This is a genomic window from Stenotrophomonas sp. KH_029, from assembly GCF_057839765.1.
In genome coordinates, this window is record NZ_CM174498.1 from 2,769,004 (window position 1) to 2,788,285 (window position 19,282).

At 68.1% G+C, this 19,282-nt stretch carries 19 protein-coding genes; 8 read left to right on the forward strand and 11 right to left on the reverse strand.

The window, feature by feature from the left end:
* Window positions 1–92: 92 nt before the first annotated feature.
* Window positions 93–1,340 carry an RNA polymerase-binding protein DksA gene (gene dksA, locus AC3ITM_RS12545; protein WP_489265401.1) on the reverse strand — a complete coding sequence of 416 codons (1,248 nt, stop codon included), beginning with the start codon at window positions 1,338–1,340 and terminating at the stop codon, window positions 93–95.
* A 284-nt stretch (window positions 1,341–1,624) separates the two neighbouring features.
* Between dksA and yidD the strand changes: the two genes are divergently transcribed.
* The 3 genes from yidD to AC3ITM_RS12560 are packed head-to-tail and all read left to right on the forward strand — an operon-like array spanning window position 1,625 to window position 4,063.
* Window positions 1,625–1,870 carry a membrane protein insertion efficiency factor YidD gene (gene yidD, locus AC3ITM_RS12550; protein ID WP_489265403.1) on the forward strand — a complete coding sequence of 82 codons (246 nt, stop codon included), beginning with the start codon at window positions 1,625–1,627 and terminating at the stop codon, window positions 1,868–1,870.
* Between the two features lies 1 nt (window position 1,871).
* A complete protein-coding gene (locus tag AC3ITM_RS12555; protein ID WP_489265405.1) occupies window positions 1,872–3,218 on the forward strand; it encodes a dihydroorotase in 1,347 nt (448 codons plus the stop codon).
* A gap of 11 nt (window positions 3,219–3,229) precedes the next feature.
* Window positions 3,230–4,063: a M23 family metallopeptidase gene (locus tag AC3ITM_RS12560; RefSeq protein WP_489265406.1), complete on the forward strand. Its 834-nt coding sequence runs from the start codon at window positions 3,230–3,232 to the stop codon at window positions 4,061–4,063.
* A gap of 70 nt (window positions 4,064–4,133) precedes the next feature.
* Here the strand turns inward: AC3ITM_RS12560 and AC3ITM_RS12565 are convergent, their stop codons facing one another.
* The 5 genes from AC3ITM_RS12565 to efp all read right to left on the reverse strand — a co-directional run bounded on the left by AC3ITM_RS12565 (window position 4,134) and on the right by efp (window position 8,511).
* On the reverse strand, window positions 4,134–4,841 hold the full coding sequence (locus AC3ITM_RS12565) for a squalene/phytoene synthase family protein (RefSeq protein WP_489265408.1): 708 nt from the start codon (window positions 4,839–4,841) through the stop codon (window positions 4,134–4,136).
* A gap of 132 nt (window positions 4,842–4,973) precedes the next feature.
* Entirely contained in the window at window positions 4,974–5,654 is a 681-nt protein-coding gene (locus AC3ITM_RS12570; RefSeq protein ID WP_489265409.1) for a phosphoglycolate phosphatase, read from the reverse strand.
* Window positions 5,647–6,378 (reverse strand): bifunctional 2-polyprenyl-6-hydroxyphenol methylase/3-demethylubiquinol 3-O-methyltransferase UbiG, encoded by a 732-nt coding sequence (gene ubiG, locus AC3ITM_RS12575; protein WP_489265410.1) that lies wholly within the window; start codon window positions 6,376–6,378, stop codon window positions 5,647–5,649. Before ubiG ends, AC3ITM_RS12570 begins: the two co-directional genes overlap by 8 nt.
* Window positions 6,379–6,394: 16 nt before the next feature.
* Complete coding sequence (locus AC3ITM_RS12580; protein WP_489265411.1) at window positions 6,395–7,738, reverse strand: TRZ/ATZ family hydrolase; 1,344 nt, start codon at window positions 7,736–7,738, stop codon at window positions 6,395–6,397.
* 203 nt (window positions 7,739–7,941) lie between these two features.
* A complete protein-coding gene (efp, locus tag AC3ITM_RS12585; RefSeq protein WP_489265412.1) occupies window positions 7,942–8,511 on the reverse strand; it encodes an elongation factor P in 570 nt (189 codons plus the stop codon).
* A 124-nt stretch (window positions 8,512–8,635) separates the two neighbouring features.
* Between efp and epmB the strand changes: the two genes are divergently transcribed.
* Complete coding sequence (gene epmB, locus AC3ITM_RS12590; RefSeq protein WP_489265414.1) at window positions 8,636–9,640, forward strand: EF-P beta-lysylation protein EpmB; 1,005 nt, start codon at window positions 8,636–8,638, stop codon at window positions 9,638–9,640.
* A 70-nt stretch (window positions 9,641–9,710) separates the two neighbouring features.
* Here epmB and AC3ITM_RS12595 read toward each other — a convergent pair whose 3' ends face one another.
* The 3 genes from AC3ITM_RS12595 to AC3ITM_RS12605 are packed head-to-tail and all read right to left on the reverse strand — an operon-like array spanning window position 9,711 to window position 13,585.
* Window positions 9,711–11,837, reverse strand: a complete 2,127-nt coding sequence (locus AC3ITM_RS12595; protein WP_489265416.1) for a putative bifunctional diguanylate cyclase/phosphodiesterase — start codon at window positions 11,835–11,837, stop codon at window positions 9,711–9,713.
* A complete protein-coding gene (locus tag AC3ITM_RS12600) occupies window positions 11,834–12,757 on the reverse strand; it encodes a phosphate/phosphite/phosphonate ABC transporter substrate-binding protein (protein ID WP_489265418.1) in 924 nt (307 codons plus the stop codon). The genes AC3ITM_RS12595 and AC3ITM_RS12600 overlap by 4 nt, the downstream gene beginning before the upstream one ends.
* Window positions 12,758–12,817: 60 nt before the next feature.
* Entirely contained in the window at window positions 12,818–13,585 is a 768-nt protein-coding gene (locus tag AC3ITM_RS12605) for an RNA methyltransferase (protein WP_489265420.1), read from the reverse strand.
* A 120-nt stretch (window positions 13,586–13,705) separates the two neighbouring features.
* Between AC3ITM_RS12605 and AC3ITM_RS12610 the strand changes: the two genes are divergently transcribed.
* Window positions 13,706–14,533 carry an inositol monophosphatase family protein gene (locus AC3ITM_RS12610; protein ID WP_489265422.1) on the forward strand — a complete coding sequence of 276 codons (828 nt, stop codon included), beginning with the start codon at window positions 13,706–13,708 and terminating at the stop codon, window positions 14,531–14,533.
* A 327-nt stretch (window positions 14,534–14,860) separates the two neighbouring features.
* Here AC3ITM_RS12610 and htpX read toward each other — a convergent pair whose 3' ends face one another.
* Entirely contained in the window at window positions 14,861–15,733 is an 873-nt protein-coding gene (gene htpX / locus AC3ITM_RS12615) for a protease HtpX (RefSeq protein ID WP_228884460.1), read from the reverse strand.
* A 92-nt stretch (window positions 15,734–15,825) separates the two neighbouring features.
* Between htpX and gluQRS the strand changes: the two genes are divergently transcribed.
* From gluQRS to phaR, 3 genes are all read left to right on the forward strand, one after another.
* Window positions 15,826–16,722, forward strand: a complete 897-nt coding sequence (gene gluQRS / locus AC3ITM_RS12620; protein ID WP_489265423.1) for a tRNA glutamyl-Q(34) synthetase GluQRS — start codon at window positions 15,826–15,828, stop codon at window positions 16,720–16,722.
* A 61-nt stretch (window positions 16,723–16,783) separates the two neighbouring features.
* On the forward strand, window positions 16,784–17,524 hold the full coding sequence (phbB, locus tag AC3ITM_RS12625; protein ID WP_489265424.1) for an acetoacetyl-CoA reductase: 741 nt from the start codon (window positions 16,784–16,786) through the stop codon (window positions 17,522–17,524).
* 193 nt (window positions 17,525–17,717) lie between these two features.
* Window positions 17,718–18,254 (forward strand): polyhydroxyalkanoate synthesis repressor PhaR, encoded by a 537-nt coding sequence (gene phaR / locus AC3ITM_RS12630; RefSeq protein WP_489265425.1) that lies wholly within the window; start codon window positions 17,718–17,720, stop codon window positions 18,252–18,254.
* Between the two features lie 76 nt (window positions 18,255–18,330).
* Here the strand turns inward: phaR and AC3ITM_RS12635 are convergent, their stop codons facing one another.
* Complete coding sequence (locus tag AC3ITM_RS12635; protein ID WP_489265427.1) at window positions 18,331–19,281, reverse strand: TraB/GumN family protein; 951 nt, start codon at window positions 19,279–19,281, stop codon at window positions 18,331–18,333.
* Window position 19,282: the final 1 nt, after the last annotated feature.

A 19,282-nucleotide genomic window follows, 5' to 3' on the forward strand; every position in this document is an offset into this window, starting at 1 on the left:
GACATCGCGGCGCCGGAACGAAGAGCGTCAATCGACGGCCACAAAAAAACCCGGCCGAAGCCGGGTCCTGTATTCGATCAACGACCAGACGATCAGTCGCCCTGCTGCTTCTGCAGGTGCTCCCAACGCTCCTGGGCGTCGATGGTGCGCTCGGCGGTGAGACGGGCTTCCAGACGGTCCAGGCCGATCTCTTCGCCGGTATCCACGCAGTAGCCGTAGTCACCGTCTTCCAGACGCTTGAGCGTGCTGTTGATCTTGCCGATCAGCTTGCGGTAACGATCGCGGGTACGCAGTTCCAGCGAGTTCTCGGTCTCGCGGGTGGCGCGCTCGGCTTCATCGCCGATATCACGCACTTCTTCCTGCAGGTTCGCGATGGTCTGCTTGGATTCCTCGACCAGATCATTGCGCCAGTGCTGCAGGCGCTGGCGGAAATACTCCAGCTGCAGCGGGCTCATGTATTCCTCTTCCGCACTCGGCTTGTAGCCGTCGGGCAGGATCGGACGACCGGTGGCTTCGTCAGTCTTGTACTCCACCACCTTGACCTTGGTGCGCGGGGCCGGGGCGGCCGAACGTGCTGCCACGGCAACGGCGACCTTGCCGACCGGACGCGGCACGGACTTGGGGGCGGACTCGGACTTGGCGGGGGTTTTTGCAGGCGATTTCGAAACGGGCACGGGATTCTTGTTTTGCGGGGCTTTCGAGGCGGGGACTGCCGCTACCGGCGCCGGCGCGGAGGCCGGAGGGGTAACAGGCTTGGCCGCGGACTTGGCCGGGACAGACTTGGCCGGCGCCGGCGGAGCCGGCTTCGGTGCGGACTTCACTACGGGTGCTGCAGCCGGCTTGACGACCGGCTTGGTTGCCACAGTCTTGCTGGCCTTTACCGGCTTGGCCGGCGGCTGCTTGGCCGCCACCTTCTTGACCGGTGCAGGTTTGGAGGCCGGCTTGGAAACGACCGGCTTCGCGGATTTCTTGGCCACCGGCTTGCTGGCGGCGGCCTTCTTCACCGGCGCCTTGGCGACCGGCTTGGACGGCTTGGCCACGGCAGCCTTCTTGGCCACCGCCTTCTTGGCGACCGGCTTGGTCGCCGCCGCCTTCTTCACCGGCGCCTTGGCGACGACCGGCTTCTTGGCCACGGCTTTCTTGACCGCCTTGGCCGGGGCCTTGGCCGTCGATTTCTTTACGGGTGCCGTCCTGGCCGCCGGTTGTTTGGATGCAGGCTTGCCAGCCGGCTTGGTGGCCGGTTTCCTGGCAACGGTCTTGGCCGCCAACTTCTTTACAACAGGCTTGGCGGTTTTCTTGGCGGCCTTGACGGCCTTCTTTGCAGTTTTTTTAGCAGCCACGAAACGCTCTTCCTTGGATTCCCCGGGGCCCGGGAAAGCGGGCCTTTATAGCCTACCCGACCAGCAGCAGCAACCACACCGCCTGCTCCGTTCAGTCCCGGAGTCGCCAGGGGTGCGACCGGTCCGCCTGGCGGGCGGGCCGAGGTGCGCAGTTCGGAACCTGACCCGGCAACAACGCCGGGGTGGTCCGCCACGCGCGTGGGCGCGGACGGGTCCAGTGCCCCATCCTGCGACAAATGCGGCCTTCATGCCAACTGCTCTAAGATAGAAAGGTGATCTCACGCATGCTCATCGCCCTGCTGCGCTTGTACAAGCGGTTCATCAGCCCGTTGCTGGGGCCGCGTTGCCGCTTCATGCCCAGCTGTTCTGAATACGCCATGCAGGCCATCGCCCTGCATGGCCCGGCGCGTGGCAGCTGGCTGGCCGCGCGCCGGCTTGGCCGTTGCCATCCCTTCCATCCCGGTGGTATCGACGAGGTGCCGCCGCGCGCCACCGGCGAGGCCACCTGCCGCTGCACAGGAAAACACTGAAATGTCCTCCACGCTCATCGTCAACGCCCGCCTGGTCAACGAAGGCCGCATCACCGAAGGCGACCTGCGCATCGAGAACGGCCGCATCGCGCAGATCGGCGCCGGCCTGGAGGCCCGTCCGGGCGAGACCGTGGTCGACGCCGCCGGCCGCTGGCTGCTGCCGGGCATGATCGATGACCAGGTGCATTTCCGCGAACCGGGGCTGACCCACAAGGGCGATATCGCCACCGAATCGGCCGCCGCGGTGGCCGGTGGCCTGACCAGCTTCATGGACATGCCCAACACCAATCCGCCCACGCTCAACGCCGAGGCCCTGCAGGCCAAATACGACGCCGCGGCCGGCCGCGCGCGGGCCAACTACGGCTTCTACATGGGCGCCAGCAACGACAACCTGGCCCACATCCAGTCGCTGGACCCAAAGACCGCGCCGGGCATCAAGGTGTTCATGGGCGCCTCCACCGGCAACATGCTGGTGGACAACCCGGAAACCCTGGACGCGATCTTCCGCGACGCGCCCACGCCGATCATCACGCACTGCGAAGACACCCCGATGATCGATGCCAAGGCCAAGGAGTACGCCGAAAAGTATGGCGATGCCCTCAGTGCCGAGCAGCACCCGGACATCCGCTCGCGCGAGGCCTGCCTGAAGTCCTCCGAGCTGGCGGTGTCGCTGGCCAGGAAGCACGGCACCCGCCTGCACGTGCTGCACATCTCCACCGCCGACGAGCTGGCGCTGTTCGAGCGCGGCCCGCTGATCCGCGCCGATGGCAGCCGCAAGCAGATCACCGCCGAAACCTGCATCCACTTCCTGCGCTTTGACCGCAGCGACTACGCGCGGCTGGGCAACCTGATCAAGTGCAACCCGGCGATCAAGGAAGCCAGCGACCGCCAGGCGCTGACCCGCGCCCTGGTCGAGGACGTGATCGACGTGCTGGCCACCGACCACGCCCCGCACACCTGGGAAGAAAAACAGAAGCCCTACGCGCAGGCGCCATCGGGCCTGCCGCTGGTGCAGTACGCCCTGGTGGCCGCGCTGGAACTGGTGCATGAAGGCCAGCTGGAGATCACCCAGGTGGTGCAGAAGTTCGCCCATGCCCCGGCCCAGCTGTTCGATGTCAGCCAGCGCGGCTTCCTGCGCGAAGGCTATTTCGCCGACCTGGTGCTGGTCGAAGACGTGCCCTTCACGGTCAAGCGCGAGGACGTACTGTCCAAGTGCGGTTGGTCGCCGTTCGAGGGCACCACCTTCCGCTCGCGGATCGCCTCGACCTGGGTCAACGGCCAGCTGGCGTGGGATGGCGACAAGCTGGTGGGCGCGCCGAACGGCCAGCGCCTGAGCTACGACCGCTGATGCGGGCGCGGATGTTGGGCCTGGGGCTGTTGGCCGCCGGCGTGGTGGCGTCGGCCAGCCTGCTGCCCGCGCCCGCCGTGGCGCAGGCCGATGCGCGCGTGGCATTCCCGGCCAGCGCTTCGCAGGGCGCGATGGTGATCGGCAAGGTCCCGGCCGGCAGCACGGTGCAGTACGCCGGCCGCACATTGCGGGTAAGCGGCTATGGCAGCGTGGTACTGGGCATCGGGCGCGACGAGAAAGGTCCTCTGCAGATCCAGGTCCAGCGCCCCGATGGCGGCAGCCAGACGGTGCAGATCGCGGTGACCGCGCGCGACTGGCCGACCGAACGGGTCAACGGCGTGCCGCCCAAGACCGTCAACCCGCCGCCGGCCATCGCCGAACGGATCAAGCGCGAGCAGGCCCAGGTGACCGCCGCGCGCGCCCGCGACGACAACCGCGCCGACTTCGCCCAGGCCTTCATCTGGCCGGTGCAGGGCCGCATCAGCGGCCGCTTCGGCAATGCGCGGGTCTACAACGGCCAGCCCGGTGCGGGCCATTCGGGGATGGACATCGCCGTGCCCACCGGCACCCCGGTCAAGGCCCCGGCCGCCGGTGTGGTGACCTTCGCCGGCCCGGACCTGTACCTTACCGGCGGCACCCTGCTGCTCGATCACGGCTTCGGGATCAGTTCGAACTTCCTGCACCTGTCGCGGATCGATGTGAAGGTCGGCGACCGGGTCGAACAGGGCCAGGTGATCGCCGCGGTCGGCGCCACCGGCCGCGCCACCGGCCCGCACCTGCATTGGGGCATGAACTGGTTCGACACCCGGATCGATCCGCTGCTGGTGCTCGAACGCGGCAAGTAATCGGCGCGCGGCCAAAACGCGTACCGTCGTAGATCCACGCCATGCGTGGATGCCGCGCGGCGCGCGTGGATCAACCCCTTCCGGCCCACCACGTGCGCAGCAAGGTGCGCACCGGCGTGACCTTCAGCTCCCGGCCCTGCGCACGGGCCTGCAGCCGGCTGCGCGCCAGCGAGGCATACAGGCGGCGCGGACGCGGGCCGGCCACACGGGCCGGCCAGCCGGCCAGCAACTGTTGGGCCCACACCTGCGCCGCATCGCCATGGCCGGCGTCCAGCAGCGAACGCGGCACGGCGGCGACACCGGCCTCATGCAGGCGCTGGGCCAGGGTCTGCACCAGCACCGGGGCGGCCACGTCGCCGCGCGCCGGGGTATCGAACACCACCGCCTCCACCGCCGCCACGGCGGTGGCATAGGCCTGCAGGCCGGCCATCGCCTGCGCAGGGCCCAGCGGCGCGGCGCGGGCGTCGATCAGCGCCGGCAACGCCTGCGCCAGTTCGGCCCAGGGCGCGCGCAACGGCTCCAGCAGGCGGCCCAGCGGGTGCCGCGAGCGTTGCCCGGCCCAGCTGCGCAGTTCCTCGCCCCACCAGGCCAGCTTGGCGTCGGCCGGCATCGGGTCGCCGCTGGTATTGAGGATGTCGTCGAACTCCTGCAGCAGCGTGAACCACGCCACCACCAGGTTGCGCTGTGCCAGCGGCACGAACGGCTCGGCCACCGACCATTCCGGCCAGCGGGTCCGCCACTTGTCCAGGAAACTGTCGAGGGCGCTGGAAGTTGTCACGGGTAATCCTTGCAATGGGGGGTGCCCACGTGGGGTGGGTGCCTGCCGGGTTGGTTGACGTACCCACCAACGGTGGTTACCTGCCGGTGGTGGCGTAGCCACCAACGGTGGCTACCTGCCCGCGTCGCGCCGTCAGCCGCGGGCCGGGGGCCAGGCGTCGGCGCGCTGCAGCTGCGCGGGTTGTTCGACCATGGTTTCGGCGCCCCACGCCAGCGGGTCGTCGGCGTCCAGGCGGTAGCCCCACAGCGCCGCCACCGACGCCATGCCGGCCGCGTTGGCCGCGACGATGTCGCGTTCGTCGTCGCCGACATAGATGCAGTGGGCCGGGGCGATCTGCAGCTGTTGCGCGGCGGCCAGCAGCGGCAGCGGGTGCGGCTTGCGCTGGGCCAGGCTGTCGCCGCCGATCAATACCTTGCAGCGGCTTTCCCAGCCCAGTTGCGGCAGGATCAGCCGCGCCAGGTACTCGGGCTTGTTGGTGACGATGCCCCACACACAGCCGGCCGCATCGAGCGCGTCGAGCATGCCGGCCACGCCGTCGAACAAGCGCGCATGCTGCCCGATCAGGGCTTCGTAGCGGGCCAGGAACTCGGGCACCAGCGCGTCGCGCTCGACCTGGCCAAGCTCGGGGAAGGCCACCGACAGCATCGCCCGCGAGCCCTTGGATACCACCGGGCGCAGGGCGTCCAGGCGGATCGGGGCACGGTCGCGCACGGCCAGCATCGCATTGACGGTGGCCAGCATGTCCGGCGCGCTGTCCAGCAGGGTGCCGTCCAGGTCGAACAGCGCCGCCTGCGGGAAACCGGACTCAGACACCGGCCGCCTCGTTGGGCTTGACCGCGTGCGCCAGGTAATTGATGTCGGTGCGTGCACTCAGGCGTGCACGGTTGCGCCACGGCTCATAGGCCATGCCGCTGACATCGCGCAGGTTGAAATCGGCCTGCCGCAGCCACTTGCCGAGCTCGGCCGGCTTGATGAAATCCTGGTAGTGGTGGGTGCCCTTGGGCAGCAGCCGGGCCACGTATTCGGCGCCGACGATGGCCACCGCGAACGCGGCCGGGGTGCGGTTGATGGTGGACAGGAACAGCCGGCCGCCCGGCTTGAGCAGGCGGTGGCACGCGGCGATGATCGCGCCCGGGTCCGGCACGTGCTCAAGCATTTCCATGCAGGTGATGGCATCGAAGCTGGCCGGCTGTTCGGCGGCCAGGTCCTCGGCGGCCTGCAGGCGGTAGTCCACCGTCACCCCCGACTCCAGGCTGTGCAGGCGCGCCACCTTGAGCAGCTCCGGGGCCAGGTCGATCGCAGTGACCTCCGCGCCTTCCTTGGCCAGCGCTTCGCTGAGCAGGCCGCCACCGCAGCCAATATCGAGCACGCGGGCACCACGCAGGGCCACGCGCGTGGCCACGTACTGCAGGCGCACCGGGTTGAGGGCATGCAGCGGCTTCTGCGGGCCATCGGCGTCCCACCAGCGGTTGGCGAGCGCGGCGAACTTGTCCAGTTCGGCCTGGTCGAAATTGGTGGAAGCGTGCGGGGCGTTCATGGGGATCCTTGGTGCATCAAGCACGGATATGGCGGATGCGCTCGCGCCACTGGCGGGCGTTGGCGACGATCGCCGCGGTGTCCATGCCGACCAGCTCGCGCTGGACCAGCTTGGGCTGGCCGGCGATCCAGACATCGCTGACCTGGTGGCGGCCGGCGGCATATACCAGCTGCGACAGCACGTGGTGCAACGGCTGGGTTTCCAGCGCCGACAGGTCCACGCAGACCAGGTCGGCCTGCTTGCCGACCTCGATCGAGCCGATGCGCTCGCCGAAGCCCAGCGCGCGGGCGCCGCCCAGGGTGGCCGCACGCAGCGTGGTGGCCGCGTCCAGCGCGGTGGCGTCGTTGGCCACGGCCTTGGCCAGGATCGCCGCGGTGCGGTTCTCGCTGAACATGTCCAGATCGTTGTTGCTGGCGCAGCCGTCGGTGCCGATCGCCAGGTTGACCCCGGCGCGCTGCAGGGCGCAGGCCGGGCAGAAGCCCGACGCCAGTTTGAGATTGGATTCGGGGCAATGCACCACGCTGACCCCGCGCTCGGCGCACAGGTGGATTTCCGCCTCGGTCAGCTGGGTCATGTGCACCGCGATCAGGCGATCGTTGACCAGCCCCAGCCGGTCCAGCCGCGCCAGCGGGCGCTGGCCGTGCAGCTTGATCGAGTCGCTGATTTCCTGCGCGGTTTCATGCGTGTGCAGGTGCACCTGCATGTCCAGCTGGTCGGACAGCATGCGCACGCGTTCGAAGTTGGCATCGTTGACCGTATACGGCGCGTGCGGGGCGAACGAGGTGCCGATCAGCGGATCGCCGCGCCACTGGTCGTGCAGCTGCCCGGCCTTGTCGAAGTATTCGTCGTCGGTCTTGGCCCAGGCAGTGGGGAAATCGATGATCACCGCACCGACCAGCGCACGGAAGCCGTGTTGCTTGTAGACCGCGGCCTGGACGTCGGAGAAGAAATAATTCTCGTTGGCGCAGGTAGTGCCGCCGCGCAGCATTTCGGCGATCGCCAGGGTGGTGCCATCGGCCACGAATTCCGGGCCGATCACCGCCGCTTCCACCGGCCAGATGTGCTGCTGCAGCCACACCATCAGCGGCAGGTCGTCGGCCACCCCGCGCAGCAGGGTCATCGGGTTGTGGGTATGCGCATTGACCAGGCCCGGCATCAACGCCGCCTCGGGGCGCGACACGGTCTGGGCCGGCGCAAAGCACGCGCGCGCTTCGGCACGCGGCAGGATGGCGATGATTTCGCCTGCGCGCACGGCCACGGCATGGTCTTCCAGCACCACCGCATGCGGTTCGATCGGGACCACGTAACCGGCTTCGATCAACAGGTCACAGGTTTCGGGAATGCGGGCGGTGTCGGTCATGCGGGCTCACTGTGCTGGGCGGACGACCCGAAGGCGTGGGCGACCGGGTATGTCTGGGGGTAGCGCCGAGCCATGCTCGGCTGCGCGGCGCCCGGAAAGCCGAGCAAAGCCGAGCATGGCTCGGCTCTGCACGTAATCCGACCTTTGGCCGTCAACAGCAGCCGACCAACGGTCGGCTCTACACGTAATCCGGCTTCACCGGATTACTTGCCTGCGCGCGCGGAATATTCGCCCGAGCGGGTGTCGACCTTGATGATTTCATCCTGGTTGACGAACAGCGGCACGCGTACCACCGCGCCGGTTTCCAGCGTGGCCGGCTTGCCGCCGCCGCCGGAGGTATCGCCGCGCACGCCCGGGTCGGTCTCGGTGATCTTCAGTTCGACGAAGTTCGGCGGCTGCACGAAGATCGGCTCGCCGTTCCACAAGGTGACGATGCAGGACTCTTCGCCCTTGAGCCACTTGTCGGCGCCGCCCATGCCGGCCTTGGTGGCCTGGACCTGCTCGAAGGATTCGGGATCCATGAAGTGCCAATGCTCGCCGTCGGCGTACATGAAGTTCATGTTGGTGTCCACGACGTCGGCCTTTTCCACGTCATCGGTCGCCTTCATGGTCATTTCGACCACGCGGCCGGACTTGATGAAGCGGTACTTCATGCGGGTGAAGGCCTGGCCCTTGCCCGGCTTGACGTATTCGGTCTCGGTGATGACCGCCGGTTCGTTGTTGATCAGGATTTTCATCCCGTTCTTGACGTCATTCATGCCAACAGTGGCCATGTTGAAACTCCTGAATGGGCAAACGCCGCGCAGGCGCGGCGAGCCGGATAGAATGGAAAACCCACCGGCACCGGTGGGGTGACTCGTTTTTCTGACCGACATGATAACCGCAGGCCCCCATTCCATGCAGCTTTCCGCCACGCCCCTGCCCACCCCCGTGCGCTGGCAACAGCTCTGGCGTGAGGCGGTCCGCGACCCCCGCGAGCTGCTGGCGCGGCTGGGCCTGGACCCGGACCAGCTGCCGCTGTCGGCCGAGGCGGCCAGCCAGTTCGCGCTGCGCGTGCCGGCCGGCTTCATCGCCCGGATGCGCCATGGCGACCGCCATGACCCGCTGCTGCGCCAGGTGCTGCCGGTCGACGATGAAATGCAGGTGGTGCCCGGCTTCAGCCTGGATGCGGTCGGCGACGGGCTGGCCAGGAAGGCCACCGGGGTGATCCAGAAGTACCGCGGCCGGGCCCTGCTGGTGGCCACCGGCAGCTGCGCGATCAACTGCCGCTACTGCTTCCGCCGCCATTTCGACTATGGCAGCGAGAACGCGGCCCGCGAGGGCTGGCGCGAGGCGGTGGCGGCGATCGCCCAGGATCCGGACATCGACGAGGTGATCCTGTCCGGCGGCGACCCGCTGTCGCTGGCCACCCACAAGCTGGTCGAGCTGACCGATGCGCTGCGCCAGATCCCGCACCTGCGCCGGCTGCGCATCCACAGCCGCCTGCCGGTGGTGCTGCCCGAACGGGTGGACGAGGAGCTGGCGCAGTGGCTGGCCAGCCTGCCCTGGCCGCTGGCGTTCGTCATCCATGCCAACCATGCCAACGAGTTCGACGCCAGCGTGGATGCGGCGATGGCGCGGCTGCGCGCGGCCGGCGCCAGCGTGCTCAACCAGGCGGTGCTGCTGCGCGGGGTCAACGACAACCTGCAGGCGCTGCAGGACCTGAGCGAGCGCAGCTTCGCCGCCGGGGTGCTGCCGTATTACCTGTACCAGGTCGACCGGGTCGAGGGCGTGGCCCATTTCGAAGTGGACGATGCCACCGCCAAGGCCCTGCACGCACAGCTGACCGCGCGACTGTCCGGCTACCTGGTGCCCAAGCTGGTCCGCGAGATCTCCGGCGACAGCAGCAAACGGCCCGTCTAAGCGCATGCGACCACCAACGGTGGTCGCCTACCGGTGCGGTAGGCAACGACCATTGGTCGTTGCGCGGCGCTCAAACCCCCGATTCGATCAGCGCCACCACCTCGGTGGCGCTGACCGGGTGGCTCAACCAATAGCCCTGGCCCAGGTCGCAGCCGCGCTGGCACAGCAGGTCGAACTGCACTTCCTGCTCGATGCCCTCGGCCACCACGGTGATCCCCAGGGCATGGGCCATGGCGATGATCGCCGTGGTCAGGGCCAGGTCGTCCGGGTCGCGCTGCATGTCGGCCACGAAGCTCTTGTCGATCTTGACCCCGTCCACCGGCACCTGGCGCAGGTGGCTCAGGCCGGAGAAACCTGTGCCGAAGTCGTCCAGCCACACCTTCACCCCGGTGCGGTGCAGCTTTTCCAGCAGCGCCGCGGCCAGCATTTCATCGCCGATCACCGCCGTTTCGGTCAGCTCCAGGTGCAGCCGCGAGGCCGGCAGCCCGGTGTCGCGCAGGCAGTCGGCGACCAGGCTGGGCAGTTCGCCGCCGCGCAGCTGGCGCGGGGACACGTTGACCGAGACGAACAGGCCCTCGCCATCGGCCCCATGCGGCCACTGCACCGCCTCCATGCAGGCCGCGCGCAGCACCTTGGGCCCGATCACCTCGATCAGCCCGCTCTGCTCGGCCACGTCGATGAACACCGACGGCGGGATCGTGCCCAGGGCCGGGTGCTGCCAGCGCAGCAGTACCTCCACCCCGACCATGCGCCGGTCGCGGGTGCGGAAGATCGGCTGGTAGACCAGCCGCAACTCGCCGCGCTCCCAGGCCCCGCGCAGTTCCTGTTCCATGTGCACGCGACGTTCGACCGCATGGTCCATGGCCCGGCTGTAATAGCGGTAGCAGTTCTTGCCGGCCACCTTGGCCTGGTACATGGCGATGTCGCCGTTCTTCAGCAGCGTGGTGGCGTCGGCGGCATCGTCGGGGAACAGGGTCACCCCGATCGAAGTGCCCAGGAACAGCTCCCGGCCCTGCACCACCAGCGGCTTGCCCAGTTCGCGCACCAGGATTTCGGCCAGCTGGCGCGCGCCGCCGGCCACATCGCCCTCGCCAAGCAGGATCACGAATTCGTCGCCGCCAAACCGCGCCAGCAGCGCCTCGTCACCACCGGCCTGGGCCACCGCAGTGCTGATGCGCTGGGCGAACTGCAGCAGGGCTTCATCGCCGGCCTCGTGGCCGAGAGTGTCGTTGACCCGCTTGAAATCGTCGATATCGGCAAACAACAGCGCCAGCCGTTGGTTGGAGCCGCGCGCGGCCATCAACCGGTGGTCCAGCGCCTCGCGGAACGCCAGGCGGTTGGTCAGCCCGGTCAGGGCATCGGTATAGGCCATATGCCGCACTTCGCGGTCATGCCGGGCAATGGCCTCGCTCATCCGGCCGAATGCGCGCACCAGCTCGCCCACTTCGTCGTGGCGCTTGTTTTGGAGCAGCTGCGGGCGGTAATCGCCGGCCTCGATCTGGCGCGCGGCCGCCGCCAGCCCGCGGATCGGGGCGACCAGGGTGCGCTGCACGTAGATGATGACCACCACGCCGATGGCGATCAGCAGGCCCAGCATCAGCAGCAGCCAGCCCAGGTGGCGCTTGCCGACCTGCTGCAGGCGCTCGCCCAGGGTCTGGTTGGCGCGCCGTTCCATGCTCTGCACATCGTCCAGCGCCATGCCGACCCGGACCCCGCCGATGCGCTGGTTGCCGATCATGATCGGCATGGCATTGTCGAGCACCTTGGGCGATTGCTGCACCACCAGCGTGCGCGCGGCCATCGCCCCGGCGGCCAGCGGGTCGCCCATCGGGCGGCCGAAGTCGATCACCTCGGCGGAGCCGTCGTGGATCAGCTTGCCGTCTTCGTCGAACACCAGCACATAGCGCACCACCTGTTGCCGGGAGGTGTTGCGCACCAGGGCCCCGACCTGCTCCAGGTCGTTGTAGTACAGCGGGTTGGCCAGCGCATCGGACAACTCGCGCGCCAAGGCCTCGCCGCGGCTGCGCACGCTGCGGTCGAACAGATCGTGGATGACCGTGCCGCTGAGGCGCTGGACCTCGTCCTGCATGCTGGCCTGGCGCCCCAGCACCACCGCCACGATCACCACCACCACCAGCATGGCACCTGTCATGGCCAGGACGAAACGCGCCTGTATTCCGGAACCCAACCGCCTCATTCCACTTCCATCCGCACGCGTGCCAGCCCTTGTTTCAATTCATCCAACCGGTGCTGCATCTGCGCATCCACCCGATGGAACCCGGACGTACCAAAAAACTGTTTCAACGCCGGCCCGGCCTGCGGGTCGGACGCGGCCTGCAGCAGCACCTGCTGCAGGCGGTCGCGGACCCTGGGATCGATCCCGGCGCGGACCATTTCCACCGCACGCGGGTACGGCTCGGTGCGGTGGATGACGCGGAAATCGCGTAGGAAGCTGGCCGGGACCCGGTGCCCGTCGGACCAGTCCACGCTGCTCACCGCCCCGGCATCGACCACGCCCTTGTGCACCAGGGTGGCGATATTGCCCTCCGAGCGCGCGAACACGTAGCCGACCGTATCAGGGGCGGCGGTATCGCGCGCGGACAACAGGATCTCCGGGGTCAGGCCCTGCTGCAGCAGGGTCATCACCGGCACCAGGTAGGCGCTGGTGGAGGCCGCGTTCTGCAACGCCAGGGTCCGGCCCCGGAGATCGGCCAGGCCGGTGATGGCGCTGTCGCGGCGCACGAAGAACACGGTGTGGTAGTCGCGCACGCCGCTGCGCTCGGTCAGCAGCAGCGGCTGGGCGCCGCTGCGCAGGCCCAGCGCCACCGCGGTGCCGGAAGTTTCGGTGACCCAGTCGACCCGGCCGCGGCGCAGGTAGCTGGCCATCTGCGGGGCATCGGGTGCCATCAGGATGCGTCCTTCGGTGATACCGACTTCGCCCATGCGCGGGACCACGTAATCAAGCAGGGGTTGCAGTTGCGCATAGTGTGCTTTGGGGTTGTCGCTGATCCGGCCCAGCACCAGGACGTTGTGCGGGCCCGCTGCCGCCGGCCCGGACACCAAGGCGATGACCAGATACAGCAGACCTCCCTGCAGCAGCCATCGCAGTCCCGGCACTCCATCACTCCCCCCAAGGAATCCGGACAGCCTACCCGAAAAAATGAGAACTGCGTCAGCTCATTCTGGCTTGTGGGTCGCCAATCGTGCCATCCGCTGCGCGTCGGACAGGATGCCGCGCAGCAGCCGCACTTCCTGCTCGCTCAAGCCGGTGCGCAGGAACAGCCGGCGCAGTTTGCGCATCGCCGATTCGGGGGCGCGGCCCTTGTGGAAGTCGATGTCGTCCAGCGCCTGCCCGAGCTGGCCGAACAGGCCTTCGACCTGGGCGTGGCTGGCCGGCTGTTCGCGATGCTCCGGGTCGGCCGGCGCGGCGGCGGCAACCCCGCCCAGTGCGGCCATGCGCAGTTCGTAGGCCAGCACCTGCACCGCCGCAGCCAGGTTCAGCGAGCTGAAATCCGGGTTGGACGGGATATGCACGGCCAGGTGGCACAGCTGCAGTTCCTCGTTGGTCAGCCCGGTGCGCTCACGGCCGAACACGATGGCGACCTCGGCCGGCTCGGCAGCCTTGGCCAGGGCGCGCTGGGCGGCCACCGCCGGCAGCAGCTCTTCCAGCTGGACCCGGCGCGCACGCGCGGTGCAGCCCAGCACCAGGGTGCAGTCGGCCACCGCTTCGGCCAGGGTGGCCACCACCGGGGCGTCGCCGAGCACGTCCTCGGCACCGGCCGAGCGCCGGAACGCTTCGTCATCCAGCGGTTTCTCGGGGGCCACCAGCACCAGCCGGCCAAGGCCCATGGTCTTCATGGCCCGCGCGGCGGCGCCCATGTTGCCCGGGTGCTGGGTGCCGACCAGGACGAATCGGATGCGGGAAGGAGCGGTTTCAATGGACATGAACAGGCCAAACGCGAGCAGACAAGCCACAGATGGTAAACTGTGCGACCGGCCTCTGCGCCGGGACCGCTCTTTTCCCCCGCCAATCCCCCTACTCTGCCTTTCCGGGAGCTTTTCGCCATGCAGAAACCCGCCGTCACCGTCATGGTCAAGGCCGCCCGCCTCGCCGGCAATGTCTTGTTGCGCAACATCAACAAGCTCGAGGCGTTGAACGTCGTGCAGAAGGGCCGCATGGACTATGCCAGTGAAGTCGATGCGGATGCGGAAAAGGTCATCGTCAAGGAACTCAAGCGCGCCTATCCCGAGTACGGGATCATGGCCGAAGAGGGTGGCGTGCAGGGGGCGAACCGTTACATGTGGGTGATCGACCCGCTGGACGGCACCAGCAACTACCTGCGTGGCTTCCCGCACTACTGTGTGTCCATCGCCCTGGTCGAGAACGGCGAGCCGATCGACGCGGTGATCTTCGATCCGCTCCGCAATGAACTGTTCACCGCCAGCCGCGGCGCCGGTGCGGTGCTCAACGACCGCCGCATCCGCGTGGCCGACCGCAAGGACATGGCCGGTGCGATGATCCACACCGGTTTCGCCCCGCGCGAGCGCGAGCGCGCCAGCGCCCAGCTCAAGGCGGTCGATGCGCTGCTGGTGCATGCCGAAGACGTGCGCCGCACCGGCTCGGCCGCGCTGGACCTGGCCTATGTGGCCTGCGGCCGTGCCGATGCCTACTTCGAGGCCGGCGTGAAGGCCTGGGACATCGCCGCCGGCGTGCTGCTGGTGCGCGAGGCCGGTGGCCGGGTCTGCGATTACAAGGGCGCCACCCCGGCACGGATGGACAGCCGGGGCCCGGAGACGCAGCAGATCGTGGCCGGCAACGTGAAGAACACCGACGCGCTGCAGAAGGTGCTGGTCAACACCGGCTACGCCGCTGAGTTCGACGCCAAGTTCTGATCGGGTTGATGTGAGATTCAAGCGACGGCGCCTTCGGGCGCCGTTTTTTTTGTTTGGGTCCGCGCGTAGAGCGCTGGCTGTTCGATTTTTCCTGCGCAGGTCGAGGACGGGGATGCCCTGGCCGGACACGCGTGCCCCGCTACCCCCTCCACCCCGCTCCCCCCGCGCGCAGAGAACGAAAACGCTAGTGGTTCCCAGAGCGGGAAGGCCAGCACGCGAAAGCTTTTTGCATTGCGCACCGACCAACTGTCGGCACCTACCAATGCCCCCAAACAAAAACGCCCGACCAACAGGCCGGGCGCTTCTTTTAAACCAACCACCACCGCATCACGCCACGGTGTTGCTCGCGGCCTTCAACGCGGCAATGCGCTCTTCCAGCGGCGGGTGGCTCATGAACAGCTTCCTGGCGGTGGAACCGGCGATGCCGAAGGCGGCGATCTGGGTCGGCAGCGTGCTCTGGCCGTGGTTGAGCTTCAGCCGCTCCAGTGCGGCGATCATCTTCTGGCGGCCGGCCAGGTGCGCACCGCCCGCATCGGCGCGGAACTCACGGTGGCGCGAGAACCACATCGAAATCATCGTCGCGAACACGCCGAACACCATCTCCAGCACGAACACGATGATGTAGTACGCAAAACCGCGGCCACCGCCCTCGCGGTTGCCCGACAGCGCGCTGTCGATGAAACCGCCGACGATGCGTGCCAGCACGATCACGAAGGTGTTCAGCACACCCTGCAGCAGCGCCATGGTGATCATGTCGCCGTTGGCGACGTGGGCGATCTCGTGGCCCAGTACCGCTTCGGCCTCGTCCTCGCTCATGTTGTGCAGCAGGCCGGTGGACACCGCCACCAGCGCCTTGTTGCGGTTGGCGCCGGTGGCGAAGGCGTTGATTTCCGGGCCGTCATAGACCGCCACCTCCGGCATGCCGATCCCGGCCTCGCGCGCCTGGCGTTCGACCGTGGCCAGCAGCCAACGCTCGGTGGGATTGCGCGGCTCGGTGATCACCACCGCACCGGTGGAGCGCTTGGCCATCCACTTGGACAGCAGCAGCGAAATGAACGAACCACCGAAGCCGAAGATCGCCGCCATCACCAGCAGGCCGCTCATCTGGCCGGGGTTCACGCCCAGCACCGACATCACGATGCCGGCCAGTACCAGCACGGCAAGGTTGGTCAGAAGGAAAAGCGCAATGCGACTGAACATGGGGGAAAACGCTCATTGGAGGTTGATGGAGACAAATCTGCGGTGACTTTGGCTTGAATTCAAGCTGCAAACTGACCGACGATTCATAGTTCATGTCCATGACTCCCTACTGCGGCCGCTTCGCGCCCTCGCCCACCGGCCCCCTGCACCCCGGATCGCTGCTGGCCGCGCTGGGCAGCTGGCTGCTGGCCCGGCATGCCGGCGGGCGCTGGCTGCTGCGCATCGAGGACATCGACCCGCCCCGCACCGTGCCCGGCGCGGTCGAGCAGCAGCTGGCCGCGCTGACCGCGCTGGGGCTGACCGGCGATGGTCCCATCGTCCGCCAGAGCCAGCGCGACGCCCTCTACCAGGCTGCCGTGGACCGGTTGCTGGCCCAGGGCAAGGCCTTCGCCTGCGCCTGCAGCCGCCGCGACCTGGCCGGCCAGCACGGCATCCACCATCGCTGCGTGGCGCGCACCACACGGTCCCAGGCGGCCATCCGCCTGCGCGTGGCACCGGGCAGCGTGGTCGGGTTCGACGACGGCCTGCGTGGCTGGATCGAACAGGACGTGCATGCCCAGCTCGGCGATTTCGTGCTGCGCCGCGCCGACGGCTACTGGGCCTACCAGCTGGCGGTGGTGGTCGACGACGGCGCCCAGGGCGTGACCGACGTGGTCCGCGGCGCGGACCTGCTCGACTCCACCCCGCGCCAGATCCTGCTGCAACGCGCGCTCGGCCTGCCCACCCCGGCCTACCTGCACCTGCCACTGCTGCTGGACGCGCACGGCCGCAAACTGTCCAAATCCGACGCGGCCGCGCCGCTGGACCCGGCCCGGCCGCTGCCGGCGCTGCGCCAGGCCTGGGCCCAGCTGGGCCAGGACCCGCAGGTGATCGCCGCGGCAACCGATGTACCGGCCACGCTGGCCGCGGCGCAGGCCGGCTTCGACCCGGCCCGCCTGCCGCGCACCGACCTGCGGCTGCCGGCGTGCGCGCCGCTGCCGCCCCGTTGAGGCCGGCGATGTTGCAGAATCCCTTTCCCCTTGTTGGCCCTGCCTTTCGGAGTAGCTGCTCATGACATCTCGCGTCGCACTGGTCACCGGCGGTACCGGCGGCATCGGTACTGCCATCTGCCAACGCCTGGCCGACCAGGGCCATCGGGTCGCCACCAACTACCGCGACCAGGCCAAGGCCCTGGCCTGGCGCCAGACCATGCTGTCGCGCGGTTGCGATGTGGCGATCTTCCCCGGCGACGTGTCCGATCCGGACACCGCCGAGGCCATGGTGCATGCGGTCGAAGCCGCCATGGGCCCGGTCGAGATCCTGGTCAACAACGCCGGCATCACCCGCGACACCACCTTCCACCGCATGCGTGCGGACCAGTGGCACGATGTGATCAACACCAATCTCAACTCGGTGTTCAACGTCACCCGCCCGGTCATCGAAGGCATGCGCCGGCGCGGCTGGGGCCGGGTGATCCAGATCAGTTCGATCAACGGCCTGAAGGGCCAGTACGGCCAGGCCAACTACGCCGCCGCCAAGGCCGGCATGCACGGCTTCACCATCTCCCTGGCACGCGAGAACGCCGGGTTCGGGATCACCGTCAACACCATCTCGCCGGGCTATGTGGCCACCGACATGGTCATGGCGGTACCGGACGAAGTGCGCGCCAAGATCATCGCCGACATCCCCACCGGCCGCCTCGGCAAGCCCGAGGAAATCGCCTATGCGGTGGCCTTCCTGGTCAACGAGGAAGCGTCCTGGATCACCGGTTCGAACCTGGACATCAACGGCGGCCACCATATGGGGTGGTAACGGTTACACCCCTGCGCCCCCACGTTGTGCGCAGCAAAGCGTGGGCGCGCAGCGCAGCAGGCGCCGCGACCACCCGGAATTGCTGCACCTTTGCTGCGCAACATGAAGAATCCAGCTTCATGACCAAATGAGGTTGCAACGCCTGCTGCACTGCGCCATGCTGCGCGCCTACTGTGTGATGAGTGACCGTTTCATGGCTGCGAACCGCATTATCAAGAAATACCCGAACCGCCGGCTCTACGACACCGAGATTTCCAGCTACATCACCATCGAGGATGTGCGCCAGCTGATCCTGGACGGGGAAGACTTCGAAGTCCGTGACGCCAAGAGTGGCGACGACCTGACCCGGTCGGTGCTGCTGCAGATCATCGCCGACCAGGAACAGGACGGCGAACCGATGCTGTCCACCCAGCTGCTCAGCCAGCTGATCCGCTTCTACGGCGATTCCCTGCAGGGCTTCATGGGCAATTACCTGGAGCGCAGCATGCAGGTGTTCCTGGACCAGCAGCAGCAGTTCCGTCAGCAGATGGGCAACCTGCTCGGCCAGACCCCGTGGGCGATGATGAACCAGCTGACCGAGCGCAACCTGGAACTGTGGCAGGACTTCCAGCGCAACATGGGCAGCGGCTTCGGCCCCCGTCCGGGCGGCACCTCGACCGGCACCGGCGCCGGTTCCAGCACCGCCAAGCCCGACGCCCCGGCACCGGGCGCAGGCAAGACCCGCCGCTGACCGGCCGCAGGTGCAATGAAAAAGGCGCAGCCTGCCGGCCGCGCCTTTTTTTGTGCCTGCAGATCCGCCCGGGGCTTCAGCGTTTGGGCTTGGCGCAGGCCGTACACACCCGCTCGACCTGGTAGCCCTTGGCGCGCAGTTTGTCGACCACGCCATCGTCGCCCAGCAGGTGCAGCGTGCCCACCACCACCAGGGTGCCGCCCTGCCCGGCCTGCAGGTGCTGCTGCAGCCGGGGCACCCAGGCATCGTTGCGATCGGTGTTGATGCGCTTGTACAGCTGCGGGTACTGGCCGCGCATTTCCGCCGCCATCGCGTTCCACAACAGCTTGTCATCGCCGCGGCGCCAGGCGTCATGCAGCTTGCGCGCCATCGCATCGGCCTGGTCGGCCTGGTCCAGCGCCTCGGCCACCATCTGCTGCTGCTCCTGCGCCGACATGCCCGACAACACCGCCACCTGGGTATCGATGTCCTCCAGGCCGGAGGTCGGCTTGCCGGCCGCGGCGGCGCGGGTCATGAAATGACGGTCCAGTCCCAGCGCCGGGTCCAGGCCCAGCTTGGTGAACTGGCTCAGGGTGATGGTCAGCCCGACGAACCACGGCTTCATGCCCTGCAGCTGGGCCAGCGGCAGGTTGTTGTCGCGCGCGTAGGCCTGCAGCTTGGTCCAGGTTGCCGCATCCAGGTCGCGCTTGAGTTCGCTGCCGTCGCTGCGCATCGCCGCCTGCAGCATTTTCTGGCTCAGCTGCGGGGACTGCATGTCCTGCGGCGACAGCTCGAACACCACCCGCCTGGAGGCGCTGAACGCCTGCTCGACATCGGCCGACAGCGGATAGTCCTGCGCACGCAGCAGATGGAACGAGCCCAGCAGATAGACCCGGCTGTCGCCCGGCCCGGTCACCTTCCACAACAGCGGCACCGGCGCGGCGGCCTTGGCCGGCGGGGCATCGCCACGCGCCTGCACAGGCGGGCTGGCCAGCAACAGGCTGGCGGCAATCAACAGCGGGGTCAGCAGACGCGACAACATCGACATG

What these genes read in the sequence shown, in the direction of transcription:
- efp (WP_489265412.1), bottom strand. Translation starts at nt 8,511, where the DNA reads ATGGCCACTGTTGGCATGAATGACGTCAAGAACGGGATGAAAATCCTG.
- AC3ITM_RS12555 (WP_489265405.1), top strand. Translation starts at nt 1,872, where the DNA reads ATGTCCTCCACGCTCATCGTCAACGCCCGCCTGGTCAACGAAGGCCGC.
- AC3ITM_RS12560 (WP_489265406.1), top strand. Translation starts at nt 3,230, where the DNA reads ATGTTGGGCCTGGGGCTGTTGGCCGCCGGCGTGGTGGCGTCGGCCAGC.
- ubiG (WP_489265410.1), bottom strand. Translation starts at nt 6,378, where the DNA reads ATGAACGCCCCGCACGCTTCCACCAATTTCGACCAGGCCGAACTGGAC.
- phaR (WP_489265425.1), top strand. Translation starts at nt 17,718, where the DNA reads ATGGCTGCGAACCGCATTATCAAGAAATACCCGAACCGCCGGCTCTAC.
- gluQRS (WP_489265423.1), top strand. Translation starts at nt 15,826, where the DNA reads ATGTCCATGACTCCCTACTGCGGCCGCTTCGCGCCCTCGCCCACCGGC.
- htpX (WP_228884460.1), bottom strand. Translation starts at nt 15,733, where the DNA reads ATGTTCAGTCGCATTGCGCTTTTCCTTCTGACCAACCTTGCCGTGCTG.
- phbB (WP_489265424.1), top strand. Translation starts at nt 16,784, where the DNA reads ATGACATCTCGCGTCGCACTGGTCACCGGCGGTACCGGCGGCATCGGT.
- AC3ITM_RS12605 (WP_489265420.1), bottom strand. Translation starts at nt 13,585, where the DNA reads ATGTCCATTGAAACCGCTCCTTCCCGCATCCGATTCGTCCTGGTCGGC.
- epmB (WP_489265414.1), top strand. Translation starts at nt 8,636, where the DNA reads ATGCAGCTTTCCGCCACGCCCCTGCCCACCCCCGTGCGCTGGCAACAG.
- yidD (WP_489265403.1), top strand. Translation starts at nt 1,625, where the DNA reads ATGCTCATCGCCCTGCTGCGCTTGTACAAGCGGTTCATCAGCCCGTTG.
- AC3ITM_RS12595 (WP_489265416.1), bottom strand. Translation starts at nt 11,837, where the DNA reads ATGAGGCGGTTGGGTTCCGGAATACAGGCGCGTTTCGTCCTGGCCATG.
- AC3ITM_RS12635 (WP_489265427.1), bottom strand. Translation starts at nt 19,281, where the DNA reads ATGTCGATGTTGTCGCGTCTGCTGACCCCGCTGTTGATTGCCGCCAGC.
- AC3ITM_RS12580 (WP_489265411.1), bottom strand. Translation starts at nt 7,738, where the DNA reads ATGACCGACACCGCCCGCATTCCCGAAACCTGTGACCTGTTGATCGAA.
- AC3ITM_RS12610 (WP_489265422.1), top strand. Translation starts at nt 13,706, where the DNA reads ATGCAGAAACCCGCCGTCACCGTCATGGTCAAGGCCGCCCGCCTCGCC.